The sequence below is a fragment of the Sphingopyxis sp. JAI108 genome, from assembly GCF_013410105.1.
Taxonomy (GTDB): Bacteria; Pseudomonadota; Alphaproteobacteria; order Sphingomonadales; family Sphingomonadaceae; genus Sphingopyxis; species Sphingopyxis chilensis.
This window is the reverse complement of record NZ_JACCCJ010000002.1, coordinates 311,387-337,183: the sequence shown is the minus strand read 5'-3', so window position 1 is coordinate 337,183 and position 25,797 is coordinate 311,387. Positions and strand designations below refer to the sequence as shown.

17 protein-coding genes are annotated in these 25,797 nt (G+C 65.4%); 7 read left to right on the top strand and 10 right to left on the bottom strand.

Annotation, left to right across the window (positions count from 1 at the left end):
• Nucleotides 1-58: 58 nt before the first annotated feature.
• Nucleotides 59-1,300 (bottom strand): FAD-dependent monooxygenase, encoded by a 1,242-nt coding sequence (locus tag HDC29_RS12625; RefSeq protein WP_179498038.1) that lies wholly within the window; start codon nt 1,298-1,300, stop codon nt 59-61.
• Between the two features lie 124 nt (nt 1,301-1,424).
• Here HDC29_RS12625 and HDC29_RS12620 point away from each other — a divergent pair, with 124 nt between their 5' ends.
• From HDC29_RS12620 to ribA, 4 genes are all read left to right on the top strand, one after another.
• The gene (locus tag HDC29_RS12620) at nt 1,425-3,737 is read left to right on the top strand and encodes a DNA translocase FtsK 4TM domain-containing protein (RefSeq protein WP_179498036.1); all 2,313 of its coding nucleotides are present in this window, start codon (nt 1,425-1,427) and stop codon (nt 3,735-3,737) included.
• Nucleotides 3,738-3,849: 112 nt separating this feature from the next.
• Nucleotides 3,850-4,494, top strand: a complete 645-nt coding sequence (locus HDC29_RS12615; RefSeq protein ID WP_179498029.1) for an outer membrane lipoprotein carrier protein LolA — start codon at nt 3,850-3,852, stop codon at nt 4,492-4,494.
• A gap of 375 nt (nt 4,495-4,869) precedes the next feature.
• Nucleotides 4,870-5,664 (top strand): exodeoxyribonuclease III, encoded by a 795-nt coding sequence (locus HDC29_RS12610; protein WP_179498027.1) that lies wholly within the window; start codon nt 4,870-4,872, stop codon nt 5,662-5,664.
• Between the two features lie 5 nt (nt 5,665-5,669).
• Nucleotides 5,670-6,716, top strand: coding sequence for a GTP cyclohydrolase II (gene ribA, locus HDC29_RS12605; RefSeq protein ID WP_179498892.1), 1,047 nt, complete (start codon nt 5,670-5,672; stop codon nt 6,714-6,716).
• A gap of 108 nt (nt 6,717-6,824) precedes the next feature.
• Here ribA and HDC29_RS12600 read toward each other — a convergent pair whose 3' ends face one another.
• From HDC29_RS12600 to HDC29_RS12590, 3 genes are all read right to left on the bottom strand, one after another.
• Nucleotides 6,825-7,631, bottom strand: coding sequence for a LytTR family DNA-binding domain-containing protein (locus HDC29_RS12600; protein WP_179498025.1), 807 nt, complete (start codon nt 7,629-7,631; stop codon nt 6,825-6,827).
• Nucleotides 7,628-8,752 (bottom strand): sensor histidine kinase, encoded by a 1,125-nt coding sequence (locus HDC29_RS12595; protein ID WP_179498023.1) that lies wholly within the window; start codon nt 8,750-8,752, stop codon nt 7,628-7,630. Before HDC29_RS12595 ends, HDC29_RS12600 begins: the two co-directional genes overlap by 4 nt.
• Before the next feature lie 63 nt (nt 8,753-8,815).
• A complete protein-coding gene (locus HDC29_RS12590; RefSeq protein ID WP_179498021.1) occupies nt 8,816-9,337 on the bottom strand; it encodes a helix-turn-helix domain-containing protein in 522 nt (173 codons plus the stop codon).
• 124 nt (nt 9,338-9,461) lie between these two features.
• Between HDC29_RS12590 and HDC29_RS12585 the strand changes: the two genes are divergently transcribed.
• Nucleotides 9,462-9,797, top strand: coding sequence for a hypothetical protein (locus HDC29_RS12585; protein ID WP_179498019.1), 336 nt, complete (start codon nt 9,462-9,464; stop codon nt 9,795-9,797).
• A 68-nt stretch (nt 9,798-9,865) separates the two neighbouring features.
• On the opposite strand, the gene HDC29_RS12580 is transcribed toward HDC29_RS12585, so the two are convergent.
• Nucleotides 9,866-10,750, bottom strand: coding sequence for a glycosyltransferase (locus HDC29_RS12580; RefSeq protein WP_179498017.1), 885 nt, complete (start codon nt 10,748-10,750; stop codon nt 9,866-9,868).
• Nucleotides 10,751-11,142: 392 nt separating this feature from the next.
• On the opposite strand from HDC29_RS12580, the gene HDC29_RS12575 reads away from it, so the two are divergent.
• Nucleotides 11,143-13,236 (top strand): bifunctional (p)ppGpp synthetase/guanosine-3',5'-bis(diphosphate) 3'-pyrophosphohydrolase, encoded by a 2,094-nt coding sequence (locus tag HDC29_RS12575; protein ID WP_179498890.1) that lies wholly within the window; start codon nt 11,143-11,145, stop codon nt 13,234-13,236.
• A gap of 163 nt (nt 13,237-13,399) precedes the next feature.
• Here HDC29_RS12575 and HDC29_RS12570 read toward each other — a convergent pair whose 3' ends face one another.
• From HDC29_RS12570 to gdhA, 5 genes are all read right to left on the bottom strand, one after another.
• Complete coding sequence (locus tag HDC29_RS12570; RefSeq protein ID WP_373562802.1) at nt 13,400-17,677, bottom strand: hypothetical protein; 4,278 nt, start codon at nt 17,675-17,677, stop codon at nt 13,400-13,402.
• Between the two features lie 112 nt (nt 17,678-17,789).
• Nucleotides 17,790-19,721, bottom strand: a complete 1,932-nt coding sequence (locus HDC29_RS12560) for a hypothetical protein (RefSeq protein ID WP_257018261.1) — start codon at nt 19,719-19,721, stop codon at nt 17,790-17,792.
• A 3-nt stretch (nt 19,722-19,724) separates the two neighbouring features.
• Complete coding sequence (locus HDC29_RS12555; protein WP_179498015.1) at nt 19,725-21,701, bottom strand: heme-binding protein; 1,977 nt, start codon at nt 21,699-21,701, stop codon at nt 19,725-19,727.
• A gap of 3 nt (nt 21,702-21,704) precedes the next feature.
• Nucleotides 21,705-23,138 carry a multiheme c-type cytochrome gene (locus HDC29_RS12550; protein ID WP_179498013.1) on the bottom strand — a complete coding sequence of 478 codons (1,434 nt, stop codon included), beginning with the start codon at nt 23,136-23,138 and terminating at the stop codon, nt 21,705-21,707.
• A gap of 49 nt (nt 23,139-23,187) precedes the next feature.
• A complete protein-coding gene (gene gdhA, locus HDC29_RS12545) occupies nt 23,188-24,543 on the bottom strand; it encodes an NADP-specific glutamate dehydrogenase (protein ID WP_179498011.1) in 1,356 nt (451 codons plus the stop codon).
• Nucleotides 24,544-24,699: 156 nt separating this feature from the next.
• Between gdhA and HDC29_RS12540 the strand changes: the two genes are divergently transcribed.
• Nucleotides 24,700-25,650, top strand: coding sequence for a tetratricopeptide repeat protein (locus tag HDC29_RS12540; RefSeq protein ID WP_257018260.1), 951 nt, complete (start codon nt 24,700-24,702; stop codon nt 25,648-25,650).
• Nucleotides 25,651-25,797: the final 147 nt, after the last annotated feature.

The window sequence follows — 25,797 nt, the reverse complement described above, 5'->3', positions numbered from 1 at the left end:
GGTTGAGGATAGGCGGGCATGCTTAGCGCCCGCCTGTCCGGGACCTAGGTAGTAATACCTAGATTTCGGCGCCCGCGAGCAGGCGCGGCAGGTCGCCCGCCTCACCGCGCGCTTCGTCCATGAAGAAGCGTTTGAGCATCGGCATGCGCTGCACCGCGCCGAGCCCGGTGCGGCGGACCGCTGCCGCCGTGCGTCCCGGAATGCCGAACAGCCGCGTCAGCCCGTCGGTCGCGAGGCTAACCATCATATTGTCGAGCCCGCGCCAACGCTGGTAGCGCGCGAGCAGCGCCGCATCGCCGAGGTCGAGCCCGAGCCGCGCGCCCTCGACGAGCACTTCGGTCAATGCCGCGACGTCGCGCAGGCCAAGGTTGAGCCCCTGCCCCGCGATCGGGTGAATGCCGTGCGCCGCGTCGCCGACGAGCGCGATCCGGTCGGCGACGATCGAGGCGCTGTGGTGGAAGCCGAGTGGATAGGTCATGCGCGGCGCGACAAGTTCCATCGCACCAAGAACGCCGCCCGCGCGTTTCTGCAGTTCGGCGACGAAGCCGCGCTCTCCGAGCTTGGCGAAGCCGGGACCGTCCTTCTCGGACACGGTCCAGACAAAAGCCGAGCGGTGGCGCCCCCGTTCATCGTCGACGAGCGGCAGCAGCGCGAAGGGCCCCGACGGATAGAAGATTTCGTGCGCGACATGGCCGTGCGGCTTTTCGTGCGCGACCGCGCCGATCATCGCGTGATGATGGTAGGACCAGTTCGCGATGCTGAATCCGGCGGCATCGCGCGTCGGCGAGCGGCGACCCTCGGCCACGACCAGCAGCGGCGCCGCGAGCTTCGTGCCGTCGGCGAGCGTCAGCGTGACGCCATGCCCGTCGATCTCGCGCGACACGACGGCGGCGGGCATCGCAAGTCGCACCAGCGGCGCATTGGCGAGCGCGGCAGCCAGCGCGAGGCGCAATTGACGATTTTCGACCATCGTGCCGAGCGGCGGATCGCCTTCGGCGGTGACGAAATCGAGTTCGCCGCCGCGTCCGCTATCGGGCGCACCGTCGCCCACCTTGATGGCGCGGATCGGACAGCCGTGCCCGGCGAGGCGGTCGGCGATCCCCAGCGCCTCGAACATCTGCCACGTCGCGCTCGCGATCGCCGAGGCGCGGCCGTCGAAGCCGAGCGCGATCGTCGCGACGGGATCGGCGGGATCGACGACCTGGACCGACAGGCCGTGGTGGGCCAGGGCAAGGGCGAGCGCCTGGCCGACGAGGCCGCCGCCCGAAATCAGGACATCGCTGCGCAGGAGTTCGGTCATGGTTTCGCCCTAGCGCGCGGTGGGACGGTTGGAAAGGCTGTGGGCGAGCGCGGGGCCCCGCTTGACGGCGAGTCCGCCCCATGCGCATATCGCCGGATCAACTGACAGGGACCGGAACAAGAGCATGGCTAGCCGCAAGGCCGCACCCGCAAAGGCCGATTGGCGTACGGTTTTCCGCCAAAGCATCGCGCGATCGCTCGTGATCGCGGCGGCGGTGGCGCTCGGGCTCTTCACGCTGTTCCTCACGCTCGCTCTCCTCACCTACGACAGCACCGACGCCGCGCTCAACACCGCGGCGCACGGCACCGCCGCCAACTGGATGGGCAGCGCGGGCGCCTGGTTCGCCGACCTCGGCCTGTCGATCGGCGGCATCGGCGTCGCGCTGCTGCTGCCGCTGCTCGGCATCATCGCATGGCGACTCTGGACCGGCGAAGCCCAGCCTTATTGGCCGCGCCAGCTCGCCTACAGCTTCATCGGCATCCTGCTCGTCGGGCTAGGCGCCGAGCTCTGGTCGCCGGCGACGAATGCCCCGCTGCCCGCGGGCTGGGGCGGGATCATCGCGCTGCTGCTCGGCGGCGCCATCGCGCCCCTCTTCGCTCAGGCGGGCGAACCCGCCGCGGCGCTGATCCGCTTCGCTACGATCCTGCTGCTCGTGGGGCTGGGGTTGTGGCTCGCATGGCGCGCGCTCCGGCTCGAAAAGGGCTGGGCGTCACGGTTCAGGCTACCCGCCGCCCAAAACAGCCGCGTCGTCGAGCCCCCCCGCGTCGCGCGCGCCGACGACCGCGCGCCCGGCCCGATCGAGCCCACCGTGCGGCCGCGCGCCGTGGCCGAGCCGGTCGACCGCGCTCCGCCCGAAATCGCCGATCCCGCGCAGCGCACCGCGCCGTCGAAACCCCGGCCCAAGCCGCAAACCGAGCTGTTCACCAATTACCAGCTGCCGTCGATCGACCTGCTTGCCCCTGCGCCCGAGCGGCCGGCGGGACAGATCGACAAGGCGGCGCTCGAGCGCAACGCGCGGCTGCTCGAATCGGTGCTCGAGGACTTCCAGGTCAAGGGCGTCGTCACTGCGGTGCGCCCAGGACCGGTTGTCACCATGTACGAGCTCGAACCCGCACCGGGCACCAAGGCGAGCCGCGTGTCGAACCTCGCCGACGACATCGCCCGCAACATGTCGGCGCTGTCGGCGCGCATCGCGCCGATCCCCGGGCGCACGGTCATCGGCATCGAGCTGCCCAACGCGCAGCGCGAAGCGGTGGTGCTCCACGAAATCATCGGCAGCGCGCTGTTCCAGGACCAGACCGGGGCGCTGCCGATCATCCTCGGCAAGAATATCAGCGGCGACGCGATGATCGCCGACCTCGCACCGATGCCGCACCTGCTGATCGCGGGCACCACCGGCTCGGGCAAGTCCGTCGGCCTCAACGCGATGATCCTGTCTTTGCTCTACCGCCTCGGCCCCGACCAGGTGAAGATGATCATGATCGATCCAAAGATGCTGGAACTCAGCGTCTATGACGACATCCCGCACCTGCTCGCCCCCGTCGTCACCGAGCCCAAGAAGGCGATCCGCGCGCTTAAATGGGCGGTCGAGCAGATGGAGGACCGCTATCGCATGATGTCCTCGCTGTCGGTGCGCAACCTCGCCTCGTACAACGACAAGGTGCGCGGCGCGCTCGCCAAGGGCAAGTCGCTGGGGCGCCGCGTCCAGACGGGCTATGACCCCGACACCGGCCAGCCGGTCTATGAGGAAGAGACGCTCGACTATCAGCCGCTGCCGCAAATCGTCGTCGTCGTCGACGAACTCGCCGACCTGATGATGACCGCGGGCAAGGAGGTCGAATTCCTGATCCAGCGGCTCGCGCAAAAGGCGCGCGCGGCGGGCATCCACCTGATCCTCGCGACGCAGCGCCCGTCGGTCGACGTCATCACCGGCGTGATCAAGGCGAATTTGCCGACGCGCATCAGCTTCAACGTCACGTCGAAAATCGACAGCCGCACCATCTTGGGCGAGGCGGGCGCCGAGCAGCTGCTCGGCAAGGGCGACATGCTTTACGTGCCCGGCGGCAAGCAGATCACGCGCATCCACGGCCCCTTCGTCTCCGATGACGAGGTGCGCGCGGTCGCCGATCACTGGAAGGCGCAGGGACGCCCCGACTATGTCGAAAGCGTCACCGAGGATCCCGAGGATGGCGGCTTCGCGATGGAGGGCGCCCCTGCGGGCGGCGACAGTGCCGAGGACCGCATGTACGCCAAGGCCTGCCAGATCGTCGCCGAAAGCCAGAAAGCCTCGACGAGCTGGCTGCAGCGCCAACTCCGTATCGGTTACAACAGCGCGGCGCGCCTGATCGAGCGGATGGAGGAGGAAGGCATCGTCAGCCCGCCGAACCATGTCGGCCGCCGCGACGTACTCACCGACCAATATGGGCAGCCGCGCTGAGGAACCTTTTTCCCGGTTCGCGACTTGAACAGCGTCTAACGGCGGGGTTCAGCGCGGGTTCAATGCCCCGATGCGAGGAATCCTCCAATCAATCCGAAAAGATGAGAGCCCGATGATTTTCAAGACCACCCTCCCCCGCGCCCTTGCGTGGACACTCGCTCCCGTCGCCGCCGCCGGTCTTGCAATCGGCGCGCCCGCGATCGCCCAGTCGGCGAACGCGCTGGCTTCGGTGCAGTCGCACCTCAAGTCCACCAGCTCGATGACCGCCAACTTCGTGCAGACCGACCGCAACGGCCAGCGGCTGGGCGGGCAGCTCACGCTGAAGCGCCCCGGCAAGATCCGTTTCCAGTATCAAAAGGACGTGCCCTTGCTGATCGTCGGCGATGGCAGCCGGCTCACCGTGATCGACTATGAAGTGAAGCAGGTACAGAGCTGGCCGGTGAAGAATTCGCCGCTCGGCGCGCTGCTCGATCCCGACCGGGACCTGACCAAATATGCCAAGGTCCTGCCGACCGGGAACAACGATGTGCTGAGCGTCGAGGTCAAGGATCCGAAGCGCCCCGAATATGGCACGATCACCATGGTGTTCGTCCGCGACGGCGCGGCACCCGGCGGACTGCGTCTGCGCGGCTGGGTTGCGCTCGATTCGCAGAACAACCGCACGCGGATCGACCTCAGCAACCAGAAATTCAACGTCGCGGTCGCCGATTCGGCTTTCCGCTGGACCGATCCCCGCCCGAAACGGCGCGGGCGTTAACCCTCGCGCCATCATCGCGTCGGTCCGGCGCCACGGCCGGCGCCGATTTTCCGGACCAACCGTCGCCCTGGATCGACGAACTGCACAGGCGACGCCGAAGCGGGATTTTTGTTCAGCTTGGCGACAGGGAAGGGCGGTTATTCCATCTCTCGAAGGCGCCAACACGGCCCCCGGATTTGGGTTTCCCCCTGTTGCCCCTCCCGGGCTGCCAGGCACCTTCATTCAAGAGCGTGACGAACGCTGACCTTGAACCCCCGTTCCACCGCCCCTGGGACGGGGGTTTAATTTGTCCGGTGTATTTTCTGCCGCCAACGCGGCGGGGCCGCAACAACGACCTCGTTGCGAACCGAACCGCGCGCCGATAGAGCCGACCCCATGACTCGCACCAGCATTGCTTCGTGGAACATCAACAGCGTTCGCGCCCGCATCGGCATCGTCGAGAAATTCCTGCGCGAAGAAGCCCCAGACATCCTCTGCCTTCAGGAAACCAAGGTCGAGTGCAGCCTGTTCCCGCCCGAGATGTTCCGGCGGCTGGGCTACGAGCATATCGTCACCCACGGCCAGCGCATGCACCACGGCGTCGCGATCGTCAGCAAGATGCCGCTGACCGACGTGCGCAAATATGACTGGCAGGCGAATGGCGAGGCGCGCCACGTCGGGGTGACGCTGCCGTGGGGCGTCCGCCTCGACAATGTCTATATCCCCGCGGGCGGCGATATTCCCGACCGCGATCTCAATCCCAAATTCGGGCAGAAGCTCGATTTCTTCGGCCGCATGACCGAATGGTCGGGCGCGCTGAACGGCACGCCGACGGTGCTGACGGGCGATTTCAACGTCGCGCCGCTCGAAAGCGACGTCTGGAACCACAAGGCGCTGCTCGACGTCGTCAGCCACACGCCGGTCGAGGTCGAAACGCTGGCAAGGCTGCAGGCGGCATCGAACTGGGTCGATCTCGGTCGCCACTTCATCGAAGCGCCGACGCCGCTCTACACCTGGTGGAGCTACCGCGCGAAGGACTGGGAGGCGTCGAACCGCGGCCGCCGGCTCGACCATATGTGGGTGACGCCCGACCTGACGGCGAAGGCGGTGTCGCATCGCATCGTCCGGCCGGCGCGCAGCTGGGAACGGCCGTCGGACCATATCCCGCTGATCACCGAGTTCGACTTTTGAGCGATATCGGAGCTCGCCGGGCAGCCCGCGCCATAGACGCGCTGCGGCGTGGCTGGCCGTTCCGCATCGCGGGCGGCGATGGCGCGCTCGACCTGCTCGCCGTCGAAAGCGCGCGCGATGGGGCGCTCACCGACTTCGCCAGCCAGGATGTGCTGCTGTCGGGCGAACGCGCCGTTACGCTCAAGCTCACCAACCAGCGCGCCGCCGCGACGCCCGGACCGGTGCGGCTGGCCCATGCGGCCGATACGGTCGCGGCGGCGCTGGCGATTGCCGACCCGGCGCTTGACCTCGCGAATCCGCTTAAAGGGCCCTTCCGCACGGTCTCGACCGGGGGCGAAACCGCTGCCGCGGCCGCGATGACGATGGCCCGTCATGCCGGGCTGCTCCCGGCCTTTTTCGTGCGCGAAGCGACCGGCGATGCCGAGACCGAATGCGGCGTCGACGATGTCGCCGCGCTGCTCGATCCCGCCCGGCTCGAAATCGCGGCGCGCGCGCGCCTGCCCGTCGCGGCGAGCGAGAGCGCCGAAATCGTCGCCTTCCGTTCGCCCGAGGAGGCATCGGACCATGTCGCGCTGGTCATCGGCGAGCGCGATGCGAATCCGCCCGTGGTGCGCCTGCACAGCGAATGCCTGACCGGCGACGTGCTCGGCAGCCTCAAGTGCGATTGCGGGCCGCAGCTCCACGCCGCGCTCCACGCTATGGCCGATGCCCCGTGGGGCGTGCTGCTATACCTGCGGCAGGAAGGGCGCGGGATCGGCCTCGTCAACAAGCTGCGCGCCTATGCGCTGCAGGACCAGGGCTATGACACGGTCGATGCGAACCTGAGGCTCGGCTTCCCGGTCGAAGCGCGCGATTTCGCAATCGCAGGACGGATGCTCTATCTGCTGAATGTCCCCCGCATCCGGCTGATGACGAACAACCCCGAAAAGGTCGCGCGGCTGGAGAAGGAAGGGGTCGAGGTCGTCGAACGGCTGCCCCTCGCGCTGCCGACGAACAAGTATAACGAGCAATATCTCGCGACGAAGCGCGATCGCACGGGGCACCAGCTTTAGGCGAACGTCATTGCGAGCGAAGCGAAGCGATCTCCAGCTATCGTCCTAAAAGACCGATGGCTGGAGATTGCTTCGTCGCTACGCTCCTCGCAATGACGAGGTGTTGGATTAATGCACGAAGCGCGCCACCACGTCGCGATAGCTGCGGCTGACCTTCACCTGCGCGCCCGATCCGAGCACCAGGAAGCATTCGCCGTTGGTGTGCGGCTTCACCTGCTTGACCTGGCTGAGGTTCACGATCGTCGAACGGTGGACGCGCTGGAAATTGCGCGGGTCGAGCCGCTTTTCGAGATCCTTCATCGTCTCGCGCAGGATCAGCGAATTGTCGGCGGTATAGATGCACATATAATCGCCCGCCGCATCAATGCGTTCGATGCTATCGACATCGACGCGAAAGATCTGGCCGCGATCCTTGATGTTGATCATCTTTTCATAACGGTCGGCGGCGTGCGCGTCGGGCTGCGTTTCGGCGTCATAATCCTCGACCGCTTCGGGCGCGACTTCGGCGAGCACGGTCTTCAGCCGCTCGACCTCGGCCGCACCGCGCTTTTCGGTAAGTCGCTGGCGGACGCGGTCGAGTGCGTCGGCCAGCCGCTCGGGCTCGACCGGCTTCACCAGATAATCGACCGCCTGCGCCTCGAAGGCGCGGATCGCATGGTCCGAATAGGCCGTGACAAAAACCACCAGCGGCGGTTCGACTTCCATCAGTCCCTGAATCACCGAAAAACCATCGAACCCCGGCATCTGGATGTCGAGGAAAACAAGGTCGGGTTTGTGGGTCTTGATCTTTCTTATCGCCTCGCGGCCGTTCTGTGCGGTGTCGACAATTTCGACATCGGCATGCGCTTCGAGCCGCAATTGCAGGCCCTGGGTCGCCAATTTCTCATCATCCACCAGGATGGTTCTGATCGTCATGTGCGTTCGGTTCCAATCGTCATTTGCCCGTCGGGCTGGAACGGAAACTCGATGACCACCGTGAATCCGCCTTCACCGCCCATATGGACGTCGAACCGTTGCTGATCGCCAAAAGCCTGCGCCAGCCGGTCCCTGATGTTGGCTAAACCCACACCGGTCGATTCCGTTGCAACGCCAGTGGTGGGGTCGGTGGGGTCGGCTGACAATCCCGCGCCGGTGTCGGACACGGTGATCCGGACATTTTGACCGGCCAGCTGTGCGGAAATCGTGATATCGGCGCCTTCCTCCTGCGGCGTCACCGCATATTTGATCGCGTTTTCGATGAGCGGCTGAAGCAGAAGCGACGGCAGACGCGCGCGCGAAACCGCCGGATCGATCGCGAAATGCGGACGCAGTCGTTCCTCGAAGCGCATCTTTTCGATATCGAGGTAGAGCTTCAGCGTCTCGATCTCCTGCGCCAGCGTCACCTGCGCGGTCGGCTCGTTCGCGAGCGTGTAGCGCAGGAAGGCCGAGAGGCGCGACAGCATCGCGTTGGCGGGTTCGGCCTGCTTCAAGAGCACGAGCGTCGAAATGCTGTTGAGCGTGTTGAACAGGAAATGCGGGTTGAGCTGGTAGCGCAGCATCGCGAGTTGTGCCGACGCCGCCTGCGCCTCGAGCCGGATGACGCGATCATTCTGCTCCTCGAGTTGGAGGAAATAGTTGATCGCGAAATAGAGCGCCGACCAGGCCGCGAGCGACGTCGCGTCGATATACATCGCGCCGAGCAACAGGCTGGTGAAGCCCGCCTCGCTCGCCGGATTCTGGATCTGCGCCACCCATGCATCGATGAACGCCCAGAGCGCGGTCGCGACGCCGGCGAGGCCGAAGCTGACCCCCCACATGAGCAACGGGCGGCGGCTGATCAGCGCGCGGTAGCAGACCGACAGGATCAGCGTCAGCGAAAAGCCCGTGATCGCCGAAATCGTCTGTGGGATGAAAAAGGTGAAGGCCTGCCCATTGGCAAGCCCCGACACACCGCGCAGCCCAAGCCACGCCGCCCATCCCAATATCTGCAGATTCCAGAAGGCCCGGACCTTGTTATCGAAGAAGGGCCCGGGCGAAGTCAGTCGAAACAGCGGCATGAGGATCCGTCGTATGGCGATGTCAGTGGCCGCGCGCAGGGTAGCGAACGGCGGCGTGGCGGATCATTCCGCCGCGACCGTCGCCGCGGGATTGTCCGCGCGCACGCGCGCCTGCCCCAGCGGCTGCAGCTCCGAGCGATGCTTCCACAGCAATTCCTTGTATCCGATCACCCGGCCGTCGTGCGCGGTCAGCGTGACGGGGCCGATCGGCTGTTCGTCGCGCGCATCGACCAGCACCGGGGTCGAAGGCACGCCCGCGCCCCATTTCTCGCCCCATTGGCGCAGCGCGATCATCGCCGGCAGCAGTTCGATACCCTTTTCGGTGAGCTGGTAGCGGACCTTGCGCCGGTCCTCAGCCATGACCTCGCGCGCCATGATGCCATGGTCGACGAGCTTCGACAGCCGGTTCGACAGGATGTTGCGCGCGATGTTCAGTTCCTGCTGGAACTCCTCGAAATGATGGACGCCGTTGAACGCGGCGCGCAGGATCATAAACGACCATCGCTCGCCCATCGCCTCGAGCGCGAGCGGCAGGGCGCAATTGCCCCCATCGAGATCGTTCAACAATTCGCGTAATTTTCCCATGGCCAATGCCCTAACGTAAAATCGCCCCGTGCGCCAAAAAAATATAAGACCTTCGTTGCATTTCGCAACTCAATTGCTACGGCGCGTTTCGCGGCCCATCGGGCGCGCAAAACAGGAGGTCCAGATGCCCATATTCAAGCTTTCTCCCCTTTTCGGATCGCTGCCGCTGGCTGGCACGGCGCTGATCGGCGGCCTCGCGCTCGTCCCCGCCGCAGCGACGGCGGCGGGTGGAACCTATTACAGCGCCGAACTCGCGAGCCCCGCGCCCAAGGCCCGCTTCGTCGCGCGCGATGTCGTCTGGGCGTGCAAGGATGCCGGCTGCACAGCGGGTCAGGGCACGAGCCGTCCGCTGATTATGTGCGCGGCGCTTGCCAAGGCGGCTGGGCCGGTCGCGAGCTTCACCGCCGGGGGCAAGGCACTCGACGCCGACGAACTCGCGCGTTGCAACAGCGCCAAATAATCGGGAAAGCGAAAGGACCGCCGCATCATGGCGGCGCGGCGGTCCTTGCACGGCTCGGTGCGAGCCGATCAGCCCGCTATGCGGTTGCGCGCGACGACGAGCGACCAGCGTAGGATCGCGGGGGCCTTTGCCAAGACATGCGCGGGGTCTGCACGAAAGGCGCGGCCGACGAGGTCGAGCCGCCAGCGGCGGCGGCTGCGCAGCGCGAGCCCGAGCAGGATTTCACTGCGGCTGTGCGCCGGCAGTGTTTCGGGCAAGGCGCGCTCGACTATCTCGGCAGTCAGCGCCTGGATTCTTTCGGCACGCTGGCTCGTCAGGCTGCCGTCATGTTTGCGATAGAGATAGAGATCCTCGTGCAGGGCGACGAAGGCGAAGCGCTGCGCGGCGCGTAGCCAGAAGTCATAATCCTCGACACCGAACAGCGCGGTGTCATAGCCGCCGAGCGCCTCGGTCACGCGCGCGCGATAAAGGAAACAGGCACCGACATTATTGCCATAGAGCAGCCGATCGACCGGGCCGACGCGCGAGCGGCCGAGTTCGCCCCCAGCATCGTCGATCAGCATGAAATCGGCATGGACGATATCGGCGTCGGGCTTTGCGTCCAGCGTTGCGACGAGGCGGTCGAGCATCTGGGGTCGGAGGAGGTTGTCGTCCGAGGTCCAGCTGTGCAGTTCGCCGCACGCCACGGCAAAGCCGTGATTGAGCGCCGCGGGCAGCCCGACATTCGCATCGAGCCGCAGCAGCCGCACGCGCGTGTCGCGCGCCGCGGCGTCCGCCATGATCGCGGGCGAGGCGTCGCGCGAGGCATCATCGACGAGGATCAGCTCGAAATCGGCGAAATCCTGCGCCAGGACCGACTCGATAGCCTCGGCGAGCCAGCGCGCACCATTGTGCACGGGCATCACCATCGACACCCGCGGCGGCGCTGTCGAATCGAGCGTTTCGGTCCCCATCTCTGATCGTCCTACCCGCGACGAACGATGCTTCCAACGGGCTTTACCAAAGTTGCTAACGACTTCGGCCCCGCGCACACAAATTTCGCATTGCAATATATGCAACATGAACGACATTGGGGACTAAGGGTCAGGACCCACCTATTGCACGATCGAGGTTTGAAGCGATTTTGTTCAGGGCAAGGAAGCGAGGCGCAGGCATATGAGTATATTCCAAGGCTCGCTGACGCGGCCATGGACAAAATCGGTCAAATCCCGAAGGGACGTCGAAATGGCTTCGATCTCGTCCCCGCGCGGCCTTGCTGATGGAACCACCATCTGCGGCGACCACGCGAAGCCGATATCTTCGCCATTTCGACGCCTTGAACGTGCAATAGGTGGGTCCTGACCCTGTGCTGAGGCAATATGAACTTGTCGAGCGCGTGCGCGCTTATGATCCCGACGTCGACGAGGCGCTGCTGAACCGCGCCTATGTGTTCACGGTACAGAAGCATGGCAGCCAGAAACGCGCGTCGGGCGATCCCTATTTCAGCCATCCCGTCGAGGTCGCGGGCATCCTGACCGACCTGCATCTCGACAGCGAGACGATCGTCACCGCGCTGCTCCACGACACGCTCGAGGATACGCTCACGACGCCCGAGGAAATCGAGCGGCTGTTCGGCCCCGATGTCGGCCGGCTCGTCGATGGCGTGACCAAATTGTCGAAGATCGAAGCGCAGACCGAGAATGAGCGCGCGGCGGAAAATCTGCGCAAATTCCTGCTCGCCATGTCGGACGATATTCGCGTGCTGCTGGTCAAGCTCGCCGACCGGCTGCACAATATGCGCACGCTGCATTTCATCAAGAATCCGGACAAAAGGCGGCGCATCGCCAAGGAGACGATGGACATCTATGCCCCGCTCGCCGAGCGGATCGGCATGTATGAATATATGCGCGAGATGCAGCTTCTCGCGTTCAGCGAACTCGAACCCGAAGCCTATGCGACGATCACCGGCCGCCTCGCCAAGCTGACCGCGGGGGGTAAGGACAAGGTCGCGGGGATCAGCCGCGAGTTCAAGGAACTACTCGCCGGGGCGGGGATCGAGGCCGAGGTATCGGGACGCGAAAAGCACCCCTATTCGATCTGGCGCAAGATGCAGGAACGTCACGTCAGCTTCGAGCAGGTGACCGACATCATCGCTTTCCGCATCGTCACCCCGACCGACGCCGACTGCTACGCGGCGCTGGGGCTGATCCATCGCAAATGGAAAATGGTCCCCGGCCGTTTCAAGGATTATATCTCGACGCCGAAGCGCAACGGCTACAAGTCGTTGCACACGACGATCATGCACCAGCAGAATATGCGGATCGAAATCCAGATCCGCAGCCTGGGCATGCACCAGCAGTCCGAATTCGGCCTCGCCGCGCACTGGGCGTACAAGCAGGGCGGCTCGGCGCCCGACGGTCAGGCGGGGTGGATTCGCGACCTCATCGAAATCCTCGAACAGACGCACGACCCCGAAGAGTTCCTCGAAAACACGCGTATCGCGATGTATCAGGACCGCATCTTCGCCTTCACCCCCAAAGGGAGTCTGCACCAGCTGCCCAAGGGCGCGACCCCGGTCGATTTCGCCTATGCCGTCCACACCGGGCTCGGCGACCGCACGGTGGGGGCAAAGGTCAACGGGCGGCTCGTCCCGCTGCGCACCCAGCTTTCGAACGGCGACACCGTCGAAATCCTGTCGTCGGACAAGCAGACGCCGCAGCCCACGTGGCTCGGATTTGCCGTCACCGGCAAGGCGCGCGCCGCGATCCGTCGCCACGTCCGGTCGAAGGAAAAAGTCGAACTCGCGGCTTTGGGCCGCAAAATGTATGACGAGATGGTCGCGCGGCTGCCGAACAAGGTCGGCGACAAGGCGCGCGCTGCCGCGCGCGAACGGCTGAAGCTCGACGACGATACGGCGCTCTATGTCGCGATCGCCAAGCAGCGGCTGACCGACAATGCGGTGCTCGAAGCGCTCGTGCCCGGCATCACCGCCGAGATGAAGACCAAGCCCGGAAAGCTGGTGCAGGGCGCGGCGGTATCGATCGCGGGGCTCACTCCCGGGGTCGCTTACCAGCTCGCCGATTGCTGCCATCCCGTTCCCGGCGACCGCATCGTCGGCCTGTCGCGCCCCGGCGAGGGCATCGAGGTGCATGTCATCGACTGCCCGAAGCTCGCCGACGGGATCGACGCCGACTGGATCGACCTGCGCTGGCAGGAGGACAGCGAGGGCGGCAACGCGCGGCTGTGCATCGTTATCCTCAACGAACCCGGCACGCTCGCCGAAATGTCGGGCATCCTCGCGGCCAATTCGGCGAACATCACCAATTTGCGGCTGTCGAACCGCGAGGGCGGTTTTCACACCTATGACGTCGTCGTCGAGGTGCGCGACGTCCAGCATGTGATGCGTATCCTGTCGGCGCTGCGTGCGTCGGACACGGTGGTGCAGGCCGAACGGCTTTAGGCAGGATTGGGACGCCCGCCTTGGGGTGGTGAGCTGCCGTTCCCTTGTTCGTCATCCCGGACTTGATCCGGGATCCACTGCGGCGCTGAAGTCATGGACCCCGGATCAAGTCCGGGGTGACGATGAAGGAGAACGCACTTCCAGTCGAAACCCGACGCTCCCCTCAATTCGCGTAAAGCAGCGGCGGCCTCCACGCGCTTTCATCGACCTCGTCGCGCACCTTGTAGACCATCCCCTTGCTGTTCAGGAACAGCTTCTCCATTTCGCCGCGCGTGAAGGGGCGCGAGCCGACACGCCCGAACACCGCCATCTGCCCGCCGGTTTCGTCGACCGCGCGGTCGCGGTCGAGACCCTTCGACAAAGCGAGCGCCGGCGACGGTGTCTTTGCCCACGCGATCAATTCGGGGGTCGGCTTGGGCGAGAAGCCATAGAGGCCTGGATTGTCGGGGCTGGTGAGCTGGAGCACCTTGATCCCGTTCCGGCCGTCGGCGACATAGCCGAAGAGCGACGCATTGGTCGATGCGACGATGACGTCCTCGGCATCATTGAGCGCGCCGCCAAAGGTCAGCCCCGGCCAGACGACCGGCGCCGCAGGACGCGTCACATCGACGATCACCAGCCCGTCCGCCTTCGCCGCAACATATATATAGGTGCGCGCGATATAGATTTTGCGCGCATTGGCGAGCCGCACCGTGCCCGCGGGGACCGCGACCGGCTGCGCGAGATTGGTGACGTCGAACAGCTTCACCCCCTCGGCATCGGTCACCCAGAGATAGCGGAACTGCACCGCGCTCGCGCGCGCGTCGGTCAGCGGCAGCTGCGCCGTGACCTTCGGCTGCAGCGGCGCCGTCAGGTCGAGCACGACCAGCCCGGCGTCGGTCGTCACATAGGCGATGCTGCCCGCAAGCGTGATGTGCCGCGCGCCCGCGAGTATATTGCCGTCATTCCACGTCAGCGCGCGCTTCAGCTTGTTGTTGCGGAACTCGCCGTCAGCCATCGTGTCGATGTCGACGAGGATCAGGCCTTCGACGCCGTCGGTGATCACCGCGTAACGATAGATGTCGTGCATCGCCTGTTCGTGGTTCTCGGGGAAATTCTTCACGATATTCTCGTTGCGCGACACGCTGATCGGCTGCGTCGTCGGAAGCGCCATGCAGGTCGCATTCTTCGTCTTCACATGCGTATCGTGCCCGAGCGGCGAGAAGGGCGCGCGAACGATGCGTTCGGAGAAGCCCTTGTTGCCGATCGAGGCGACGTCATAGACGCGGAACCCGCCCTTGCCCTCGGCGACGAACATATATTCGCCGCGCTGTTGCAGGCAGTTGACCCGCCCGCTCGTCCCCTGAACGATATTGGCAAACTCCTCGAGCGCGTGCGTTTCGCCCGATCCTTTTTTGTCGAAGGTCTTGCCGCGCACCCAGTTCTTGAGTTCGCGCCCATTCTGTTCGACGTGCAGCTTCCAATAGTCGGGATAGGCATATCTCTGAAGATAGCTGCCGATCACCGCCTGCGGTTCGTCCCATTCGGTGACCCGCGTCGCCTGAAAGCCGTCTTCCATCCCCGACCAGACGTTGAGGCCGACGAAATTGACGAAATTGGTGCCGAGCAACAGCAGCTGCGACATGACCGCATTATTATCGTCGGCGGCCGACAAATGGCAGTCCGAACATTGCTTGGTTTCCTGCCGGCGCACCGTGTGCGGGAAATGCGGCGCGAACGCCTGGCTCGAATAGCCCGCCGAAGAGATCGGCGGCTGCTGCACATAGATGCGCTCGCGGTTGATGTTCGTCGATGAGAGCACGAGCGCCGAAGTCGAACGCACGGGCGTGATGATGCCGCGCACCTCGCCATCGGGACCGGGTTCGCCGGGCTTGGTGAGCTGGTGCCGGCCGAGCTGGAACATCTCGTCGCGCGCGACCTGCGGGTTGTAGGTCGCGAAGTTGCGCGTCTCTTCGCCCTCGAAATGATGCGACGTCGTCTTCCAGTTCGCCTCGATCGGCAAATGGCAGCCCCCGCAGCTCGTCGTCCATGACAGGTGACAGGTGAAGCAGGTCATCCTGTCGTCGCCGTGCGCGCGGTCTTCCTTGGCGACCCCCGGACCCCATTCGAACTTGCCGTCCTCCGATCCGCTGCGCGCCATCAGCTTGGCGCGCGCCGCCTTGGCATTGAAATGCGGCCCCGGGGTCACTGCCTGCTTGACCAGGCTGACCTGCCATTCGAGCTTGGGGTCGACGATCGAGCGCTGGATCAGGCCGATCACCTCGGCATCGTCATTATACTGGAATTCGAAGCGCCGCCGCCCGTCGGGGTTGCGCAGCAGCGCAAGGTTGGTCCCCTGCGGCCGCGCCGCGACGTTCGACGTGAGCAGGTTCGGGAAGGCATCGGCGGTGCCGTGACAGTCCCTGCAACTGATCTCGACCGCGTTCGCGACTTCGCCCTGAATATAGCCGTTGCCGTGGCTGTCCTGCGCAAAGTGGCAGTCGGCGCACTGCATCCCTTTTTCGGCGTGGATGTCCATCATATGGACCGTTTTGCCGGGGTTGAGGCCCGGCGGCACGAACTTGCCCTCGACGCCGGGCTTGCCCGGATCGGCGCTCGACAGGCAGAGGTCGCGTTCCTTGGGATCGCTGTAATGGCTGCAGCTCTTGCGCCATTTTTCGGGATCCTTGGGGTCGATGATATTCGCCGCGTCGGTGCCCCAGGTCGCCATATTGCCGTCGGCGTTCAGCAGGTTCCCGTTGCGGTCGCGCTTGAAGATGCCGCGGAAGTTCCAGCCGTGACCGTGATAGTCGGCGAACTGCGTGTCCTTGTTGCTGTCGTTGACGTCATAGACGTCGCGCAGGAACTCGACGTCGGCCCACAGCCCGCGCGTCGCCGCGCCCTCGGGGTTGCGTTCGAGCACCTGATGCACTTCGGCGGCGGTCGGATAGCGCTGCTGCTTGTATGTCTTCTGATACTCCGCGTCGCTCATCCCCGGCGGGCGCGGCGCGCTATTCTCCGGGCCCGGCCACATCTGCGGCGCGTCCGATTCATAGTCCCACATCGTATAGCCGAGGTAGGAGTTCAGGAAGATGTTGGGCTGGTGCATGTGGCACGACATGCACTGCGAGGTCGGGATCGCGCGGGTGAAGGCGTGGCTGATCGGATGGCCCGATTCGCGCCGCTGCGGCGATCCGGGGCGCACCGGGACCTCCGGATCGGCGGGGTCGATCAACGTGCCATGCCCGCCGCCGCCATGGTCGCCGGCGTCGGCGCCATGCGCGTCGCCGCCCTTCGGCTTCTTTTCCGCGATCGTCGGGTCGATCGTCGCCGTCTCGCCGTCGCGGCCGAACTGCGCATAGGTCAGGCTGTGCCGCGGCTCGCGGTCGTTGGCATAGACGACGTGGCAGCCCGAACAGCCCGAATGGCGATAATCGCCGGGCTGGTCGTTCGTCCCCATGAACCATGACAACGGATCGTTGAGGCGCGTCTTGTGGATGTTGAGCACGGGGATCGAGACGCGCAGGCCGGTGCCGGGACCACGATTCGATTGTTTGAGGTCGGGGCGCCCCGGCTCCTCGAGCCGCTGGATGCTGCCGGTCGGGTTCGGCAAGCCGATTTCGGGGAATTGCGTGTTGATGTTGCGCCCGCCGCGTTCGAAGACACGGAAGACATCGCCCGGCGGGATAACGTTCCAGCGCGGCAGCGGATACATTTTGGCGAGCGCGCCGCGCTTTTTCTCGGCATCGGTCAATATCTTGTCGAAACCGAAGCTCGGCTTGCACGCTTCCTTATACTCCTCGGCCGTCAGCCGCGACGAGGGCGACAGGATGCACGCCGGCTCGCCGGTGCGCGTATAGGCCTCGCCGAAGACATAATTCTTATAGGGGACGATGCCGTTGTTATACGCCGCACCGCCCCACAACATCGCGCCGGTCGACATCAGCGAGCGCTCGGTCGCCTCGATCACCTCGAGGTGGCACGCCCCGCACGCCTCGCGCGCGATGCGATAGTCGCTGGGGTTCACGAAACGGATGAATTCGGGCGATTCCTTGTTAAGCAGGGTATAGCTGCGCTGCGGGTTCGCCGAGCTGTCGTGCCAGGCACCGGGCAGCGTCGGCTGTGGATGCGCGAGCTTCATAATCGCCTTGTTCGTGGCGTGCGCGTAACCAAGGCTCGGCGTGCCGCGCTGGCTCGCATCGCCGCCGTGGCAATCGGTGCAGCCGAGCTTCACCGCCGGAGTCGCGTGCATCGACGGCTGGTCGGTGCGCGTGTGGCAGCTGTAGCAGCCTTCCGACTTCGCGCTGACATCGGCGTCGCTCTGCTCGCGCGGCGCGGGCGGGGTGAAGCGATATTCGATCTTGAGCGGCTTCTCCTCTTCCGCCGCGCGCGTGACGCTGACGCCCAGGCTGATGCTCATCAGCAGGAAGGCGAACAGGGCGAAGAGTTTGCGCGCCATCATTCGCCCCAGGCCCGGTTCGCATCGAGCGAAGTCGAGATGCCGTGAAGGCAGGCGCGACCGATGGGCATCTCGACTTCGCTCGACGCGAACGGATTATGTGGCAACAGCGCCATCAGAAACTCACGATCACATTGGCGAGGATCGACACATAGGCGTCGTTCTTCTGCTTGTTGTCGAACAGATCCTTGAATCCCTTGCCCGGCAGCAGCACCGCGGCGCTGAGGCGCCCGACGATATTCTGCGTCGCTTTCGGGCGCCAGATCGTCGCGACCGACAGGTCGAAGCCGATATCCTTCGGGATCGACCCTTCGCTGCGCAGCACCTGCAAGCTCGACGTGTCAGCAAACCACAGATGGTTGAAATTGGTGCTGACGCGAAACTCGGGGGTCAGGTCGAAATCGGCGCCCGCGCCGATGAAGACGGTGCCCGGATTGTTGAAGTTCGACTGCCCCTCTTCCTTCGACGAGCGCAGCGAGTTCAAAATGCCGTTGCGCCCGTTGATCGCAATCGCGCGCCCGCCGCCCGCGAAGGGGATCGTCTGGCGGATCCAGTAGCTCGTGTCGGCGCCGCCGAAGATCGGGTTTTCAAAGATCGCGTCGAACCCGCCCTCGGTGTTGTTGTACGGGTCGCCGTCGCCGGTCGCATACAGCCCCGACAGGCGGAAGCGCATCCAGTCATGATCGTAGCTGAGTTCGACCGCGCCAAAGCCCGCGCGGATTTCGGCGGGCTTGCTGGTGAAGAAGCTGTTCCGGTCCTCGCCCAGCGCAGCATAGAAACTCGCGGTCAGGTTGATCCGCCCGATCCGCCCATCGGCGCTGTAGCCGAGGTAGACGACATCATATTCGCGCCCGCGCAGGTCGCCGAGCAGCGCCGGTCGCACCGGGAAACCATTATGGTCGATCTGCACGTCATTCTTTTCGCGGTTCATATTATAGGTGACGCTGATCTGGCTGGTCAGCCCGACGACCGGAAAATCCTGGCGATAAAGGTTGCCGGTAAAGATGAAATCGTCGCGCGGCGTCTGGGTTATGTCGTTGAGGCCCGAATTGGTATCCTTTTCGAGCCGCCAGAACGCCGCGAGATTATATTGGAAGCGGTTGTTGTCGCGGTTGCCGAACAGGCGGATACCAAGCTGGCTGTCGTTGAACAGGAAGCCGCGAAAATCGCTCTGGAACGGCTGGATGCCGAGGCGGATCGAATAGAAATCATAGCGGTCGGACGTGTTGCCGAGATGCTTGTCGACGAACAGCTCCTGCACGCCGAGGAACGAGTCATAGCGATGGCTCGCCTTCGACGGGCGCACGTCGAGCACGCGCCGTTCGGGAACGTCGACATAATTGGCCTGATACGCCAGCGTGATGCGATATTCGATATCGGGAGGCTTGAACGCGGTCGAACCCTTGATCAGCGCCGCGCCGGCGATGACGGTCTGCGCAAAGACGAAGCTGCGGTCCTTGCCGAACACGTCGAGGCTGCCCGGCCGCTCGGTCGTCTGGACGCCGACTGGGATCGGGAAGGTGCGCGGTTCGAACACCGTATCGGACACCGCATTGGCGACAAAAAACCAGTCGTCGCCCTTGATCGGCAGCCATTTGACCTTGCTGCGGTCGATCGCGCGGTCGCCCTTGTACGTATTCTGGTGATAGGGATCGAACCAGCGTTCCTTGACCACGCCCAATGTCTCGATCAGGCGCCAGCGGTCTGGGACGGGCAGCTGATCCTCCATCCCCGGAAACGCCTGCGGCGGCGGCGGACGTAGCGCGCCGACATTGTCCTGGCTGAGCGCGTCGGGCAAGTCGGGGCGATAGCCGGGGCGGCGGCGGCCCTCGATAATCTCGGTGACCAGATCGTCCTTGACCATCTCCTGCCAATTGACGGGCGGCGGCGGCGGGATCAGCTCGTCGGCGGGCTGCTCGGCGGGCGCGGCATCGCCCGCGACCGGCGGGTCTTCGGGCGCGGGCGGCGGCGGCAACGCCTCAGCCTCCGGCGCGCCTTGCGCCGCGAGTGTCGCGATGACCGGCCAAAGGCTGCCCCCCGTCATCATCGCCTATAGCCCGTCGCAGACATTCTGCTGCGCCGTGTCGAGGAACGGCGCGAAGGGACAGCTGATGTAACGCAGGCGAACTCCCGCGCCGACATTGACGACGATCGTGTCCGCGCGAATCGCCTTGGGCGCATTACCGATGCCGCCGACGCGCGCGCCGCCATTATGCGTCCCCAAAAAGCTGATCATGTCGTCCTGGTCGATGCCGTCGCCCGACACGCCGATCGCGCCCACCAGCTGGTTGCCGCGATAGATGGGGACCGAGCCGGGGAAGATCTGGATCCCGTTCTGCAGTCGGTTCTGCCCCGCCGCGACATCGGGCAGCGTCGTGCAGCGCGCCGGCGTATCGGTCGGGCTGGCGCCCGAAACAAAGCCCAGATGCGTGCCGAGATTGCCGATGATCAGCGCCGATTGCAGCCCGGTCGAGAAGGGATTGAACTGCGCGATCGGGCGCGACAGCGGCCCGTGCGGACGGCCCACCTCACCGTCGGGGAAATAGGGCCGCGACAGATTGCCCCCCGAGCGGTCGGCAAAGGCGATCGTGCCGGTCAGCGCCGCCGGATCGTTCAGGAAGCTTCGCACGGCGGGCACGAACTGGCGGACATCGGCGCTGGCATTGGCGCTGAGTTCGCTCCCCGCCTGTGCGCCCGAGAAGAAAGCCGCGGTGCGCGCTTTCTGCAACGATACGTCGGTGCCGAAGATTGGCGCGTCGGGCGAGCGGACGATGCCGAGCACCGCGCCGTGCGTGTCGACGATGCTGATCGTCACCTGCGCGCGGCTGTCGAGCGGGCGGCGGATCTGCGCGCGCGCGCGGCTCATCACCGCGAAGGCTTCCTCGAGCACCGCGCGCGCCTCGGCCTGCGTCAGCGGGGCGCTGTTCGTGGCGCCGTCGGTGCCGGCCCGCAGCGGGTAGCGGTTCGTGCCGCTGCCGTCGGTCAGCACGAACGCGTCGCGGTTGGAAAATTCGGCCGCCGTCGAGGCGCGGATGCCCGACGCTTCGGTGCCATAGGCTATGCCTGCGGTGACCGCGGCATTGGCATAGCCGATCACCGCGACTAGATTGCCCGCAGTGCCATTGAGGCTCGCAAAGCTCGCGCCGCCGCTGCTCATCACCCCTGCGAAGGTCGCATCCGAAAAGCGCAGGCTCGTCCCGTCGACGGTGATCTTGTCGGCGGTGATCGTCGACGGCGGCTCGAAGCCGCGCGTGCCCGCGAGTGCGATAAACTCTTCCGCGTCATTGTCGATATCGAGGATATTCGGATCGCTGCCATAAACGCCGTCGCCCATCACCCCGATACCGCCGACGAGCACGCCATTCTTGTAGAGCGGCAGCCCGCCCGGATCGGCAGCAAGGCCGAGCGGCGAGCGTTTGGGGCCGATCAGCGTCGCTGCGCCGGGTGCGCCGAAACGCGCCGACAGGTCGCTGCACGGCAGCTGGCTGAACTGCACGCCGAACAAGGGACCGCTTTCGAGGCCGACCGTCGTCGGCGCGGGCGGGAAATGTTCCTGGACGATCTGGCTCGCGGTGCGCGTCGAAAAGGCGTTACCGCCGCTCGACAGATAGGCGCCGGTCACCGCTTTCGCGATCGCGCCGCCCTCGGCCGGAAAGGTAACGTTTTGCGCGTCGATATTGTCGCCATTGGGCGCGGGAGCGGTCGTCGCGGTCGCGCGCGCGCCGGTCATGCGGAAGACGCCGAGCACATTGCCGACGCGGTCGGTCACCGCGATCACCGACGGCAGACCCCGCGCCTGTGCTTCCGATATCGCCTGCGCGAGCACGCGCTCGACCTCGGTCGTGGTGAGCGCCTCGGCGGCGGGCGGGGTGTAGAGGCCGCCCGTCGGCGTCGGGGTTGGTGTGGGCGTCGGCGTGGGTGTCGGGGCCGGCGTGCTGCCCCCGCCGCCGCCGCCGCACGATGTCAGCAACAAGGCGCCCATTGCAGCAAGGGCGGCCGAACGGAAAAGACGGGCTTTGCTTCGCATGGCTTACCGCAGCGCCCCGATCGCGCGCACCGCGCTGCCGAACGAAGTCTGGAATTCTGAGGGCTTATAGGCATTGGGGTCCTTCACCGCGGCATAGGCGCGGTCGATGTCGCCGCGGATTCCCGCCGCCGCGCCCACGGTGACGCGCCCCGACGACACCATCGCGTTGAGCAACGTATCGACCCCCATGACGGCCTGCTGCGACCCCGAATAGTCGGTGTAACGATCGCTGATCGCCTTCGCCGAGATCGCATCGACCATCGCGAACGCATCGGCGCCCGAGAAATTGCGCGAGGCGAAGGCGCTCTTGAGTGCCGCCACCGTCTGCGCCAACTGCGCCGCCGCCGCGACCGCACTCGCCCGATCGCTCGCCATGGCCTTGTGAAACGCCGCTGTGCGTGCCGCGAGCTGCTCGGCGAGCGCGGGCGACGCCATGCGTGCGGCAGCGGCGAGCATGATCAGATTCTCGTCATTATAGGGCGGCATGCCTTCGGGGATCGACCGGCCCGGATTGTCGAGCCCGGTGCGCACGGGCTTCGCCTGGTCGAAGATGCGGCGGTGGCAGCTGTGACAGTCGAGGAAGGTGAATTCGGGGAATATCCCCTCGGTCCCGCGCCGCGTCTGAAACAGTGCGAGGCTGCGCTCGAGCGCGGTCGCCTGCCCCACCGCCCACATCTGGACATGATCGGTGCGCCGGCCCGCCACGCCGAACTTGCGCCAGCCATAATCACCATCCTCCTGATGATGCGCCTGGAGCGAGGAGAAGAGGTCGAGCTCGAACGAGATACGCGGATGCCCCGCGGCCATGATGCGGTGGGTGACGAACTGGCCGTCGGCCGCCGAACCGAAGTGGCAATCGACGCACACGCCCGCGCGCACGACCGGATCCTCGAGCTTCTTCAGCCCCGCCGACAGGTTGGCGAGATGCTTGTCGCGCATTTCGCGGTCGGGATCGGCGTTGGTGCCGACCCCGGCATAATGGCTCGCGAGCCAGCCGCCCGCAGGTCCGTGGCACGATTCGCATCCGACGCCGTCCTCGGCGGGGACCGCGCGCGCCGTGCCCGTCGTGCTGTGGCACCCAAGGCACATCTGCGCCTTGGCGGGATCGCCGATACCAAGGTTGCGCGCGATGAACTGGCTGCGGTTATTGTTCAGCACCGCCCAGGCGCGGCTGTGCGCGCCGCCGGGGGTCGAGGGTTCCTGCCAACGCATCAGCTCGTCCTGGCGGACGATTGTGCCATCGCCCTCCATCCGGCCATGACAGGTCGATCCCGCGCAGGATGCGACGCCCGTGTAGCGCGCGTCGCTTTCGCCCTGTGACCGCGCGGGCGGAGCAAAAATGAAGGCGGCAATCGCCAGCGCGCACAGCATAGCGACGAGGACGGCAAATGCCGTCCAAGGTCGATCGCCGCGCTCCTTCCCAGCGTGCGCCGTCATCCGCAATACCCCTTTTCCCCAACCCGGCGCTTTTACGCCTTGGGCCGAATTACACCACCCCGAAAGCCAACATCGCGTCGGCAACCTTCTTGAATCCCGCGATATTGGCGCCCTTCACATAATCAATATAGCCGTCGCCCTGGTCGCCATAGGTCAGGCAGCGCGCGTGGATGCCGTCCATGATGTCTTTCAGCATCTGTTGCAGTTCGCCCTCGCTCCAGCTGCGGCGGCCGCTGTTCTGACTCATCTCGAGTCCCGACACCGCGACGCCGCCGGCATTGGCGGCCTTGCCGGGCGCGAACATGATCTTCGCATCCTTGAAGACATGCACCCCGTCGAGGTTGGTCGGCATGTTGGCGCCTTCGCTGACCGCGATGCAGCCATTCTTGACCAGCGTCTTCGCATCCTCGCCGAGCAGCTCGTTCTGCGTCGCGCACGGCAGCGCGACATCGCACTTCACCCCCCAGGGCGTCTTGCCGGGGGTGAAGGTCGCGCTTTTGAACTCCTCGCAATATTCCTCGATCCGCCCGCGGCGGTGCGTCTTGTGTGCCTTTACCCAGTCGATCTTGTCCTGCGTGATCCCGTCGGGGTCGTGGATGAAACCGCCCGAATCGGACAGCGTCAGCACCTTGCCGCCCATTTGCACGATCTTTTCGGCCGCGTGCGTCGCGACATTGCCCGAACCCGAAATCACGGCGGTCTTGCCGACCAGATCCTGCCCCTTCGCCGCGAGCATGTTGGCCAGGAAATAGACCGCGCCATAACCCGTGGCCTCGGTGCGGATCAGCGAGCCGCCCCATTCGAGCCCCTTGCCGGTGAGCACCCCGGTAAATTCGTTGGTGATGCGCTTATACTGGCCGAACATGAAGCCGATCTCGCGCCCGCCGACGCCGATGTCGCCCGCCGGCACGTCGATGTCCGCGCCGATGTGGCGATACAGCTCGGTCATGAAGCTCTGGCAAAAGCGCATGATCTCGCGCACGCTCTTGCCCTTGGGATTGAAATTCGACCCGCCCTTGCCGCCGCCCATCGGCAGGCCGGTCAGCGCATTCTTGAACGTCTGTTCGAAGGCGAGGAATTTGAGCACGCTTTCGGTGACGCTCGGGTGGAAACGAATGCCGCCCTTGTACGGGCCGATCGCGTTGTTATTCTGGACGCGCCAGCCGCGCTGGACGCGGATATTGCCGTTGTCATCCTCCCAGCAGACGCGGAAGGACACGACGCGGTCGGGCTCAGCGATGCGGCGCAATATCTGCTGCGCGTGATATTCTTCCTTGTCGGCGATGAAATCGAAAATGTCCTCGGACACTTCCTGCACCGCCTGGACGAACTCGGGCTGCCCCGGGTTGCGCCTTTTCACGCCCTCCATGAACGTCGCGAAATCGACGTGATCCGAAATTGCCATGCACCCCTCCCCTGCTGACTGGGAAAGCCGGTGCGACCCCTGACGATTTTATCGTTGACCGACCTTATGTGCCAAAGGCTACACCATCGCCAAACAAAGGCAATATGACGGCGCGCACAGCCCGCATTTTTCACATCGCGTAAAAGAAGGGCAAAAATGAGCGAGGGCGACAAGATGGCCGAAGACGCGAAGCGCGGCATGACGCGTACCAATCGTGCGATACTGATCGCCGCCTTCGTGCTGCTCGCTGCGGCGGTCGGCTATGCGATCTGGCGCGATGCCGCGCCATCGGCCGCCGCTCCGGCCAGCGAAACCGCCGCTGCGCCCTCCGACCAGCTCGCCGCGCTCGAAACGCGAGCGCAGCGCGAACCGAACAGCGCCGATGCGTGGACCGCGCTCGGCGCCGCCAAATTCGACCTCGGCGATTTCGCGGGGGCCATCGCGGCGTATGACAAGGCCGTGGCCCTCTCACCCGAATCGGCGGGATTGTGGTCGGCGCTGGGCGAGGCGCGCGTGATGGCGAGCGACAGCGACCCGATGCCCGCCGCCGCTTCGCAAGCGTTCGACAAGGCGATCGCGCTCGACGCGAGGGATCCGCGCGCGCGCTATTTTCTCGCGGTCCGGAAAGACATCGGCGGTGACCACCAGGGCGCGATCGACGACTGGTTCGCGCTGCTCGCCGACACGCCGCGAGGCGCGCCGTGGGAAGCGGACCTGCGCCGCACGATCGAACAGGTCGGCGCGATCCACAAGATCGAGGTTGCCACGCGCCTTGCCAGCACCCGGCCGCGACCGCTCACCGCCGACGAAATGCCCGTCGCCGCGCGCGCGATTCCGGGGCCGAGCCGCGCCGACATGGAAGCCGCGTCGCAGCTCCCCAAAGGCCAGCAGGATGCGATGATCGAGGGCATGGTGAGCGGGCTTGAGGCCAAGCTCAAGGCCAATCCGGCCGACGTGGACCGCTGGATCATGCTGATGCGCAGCCGCATGACGCTGGGCGAGACGGCGAAGGCGGCGCAGGCGCTGAAGGACGGCGTCGCGGCCAACCCCGCGGCGGCAGGGCGGCTCCAGGCCCAGGCGCAATTGCTCGGCGTGCCGGGCGCATAGACTCGCTTGGCGAAAAGCTGCGAAAGGCGTATGGCGAAGCCGCTGCGGGGGGCAACCATAACAAAGGGTCGCCGCGGCACAATGCCGCGAGACGCTTTCGGACGTATTGCCTGGGACAGCCGTCCACTCTGTATCAGGCCTCGTGGT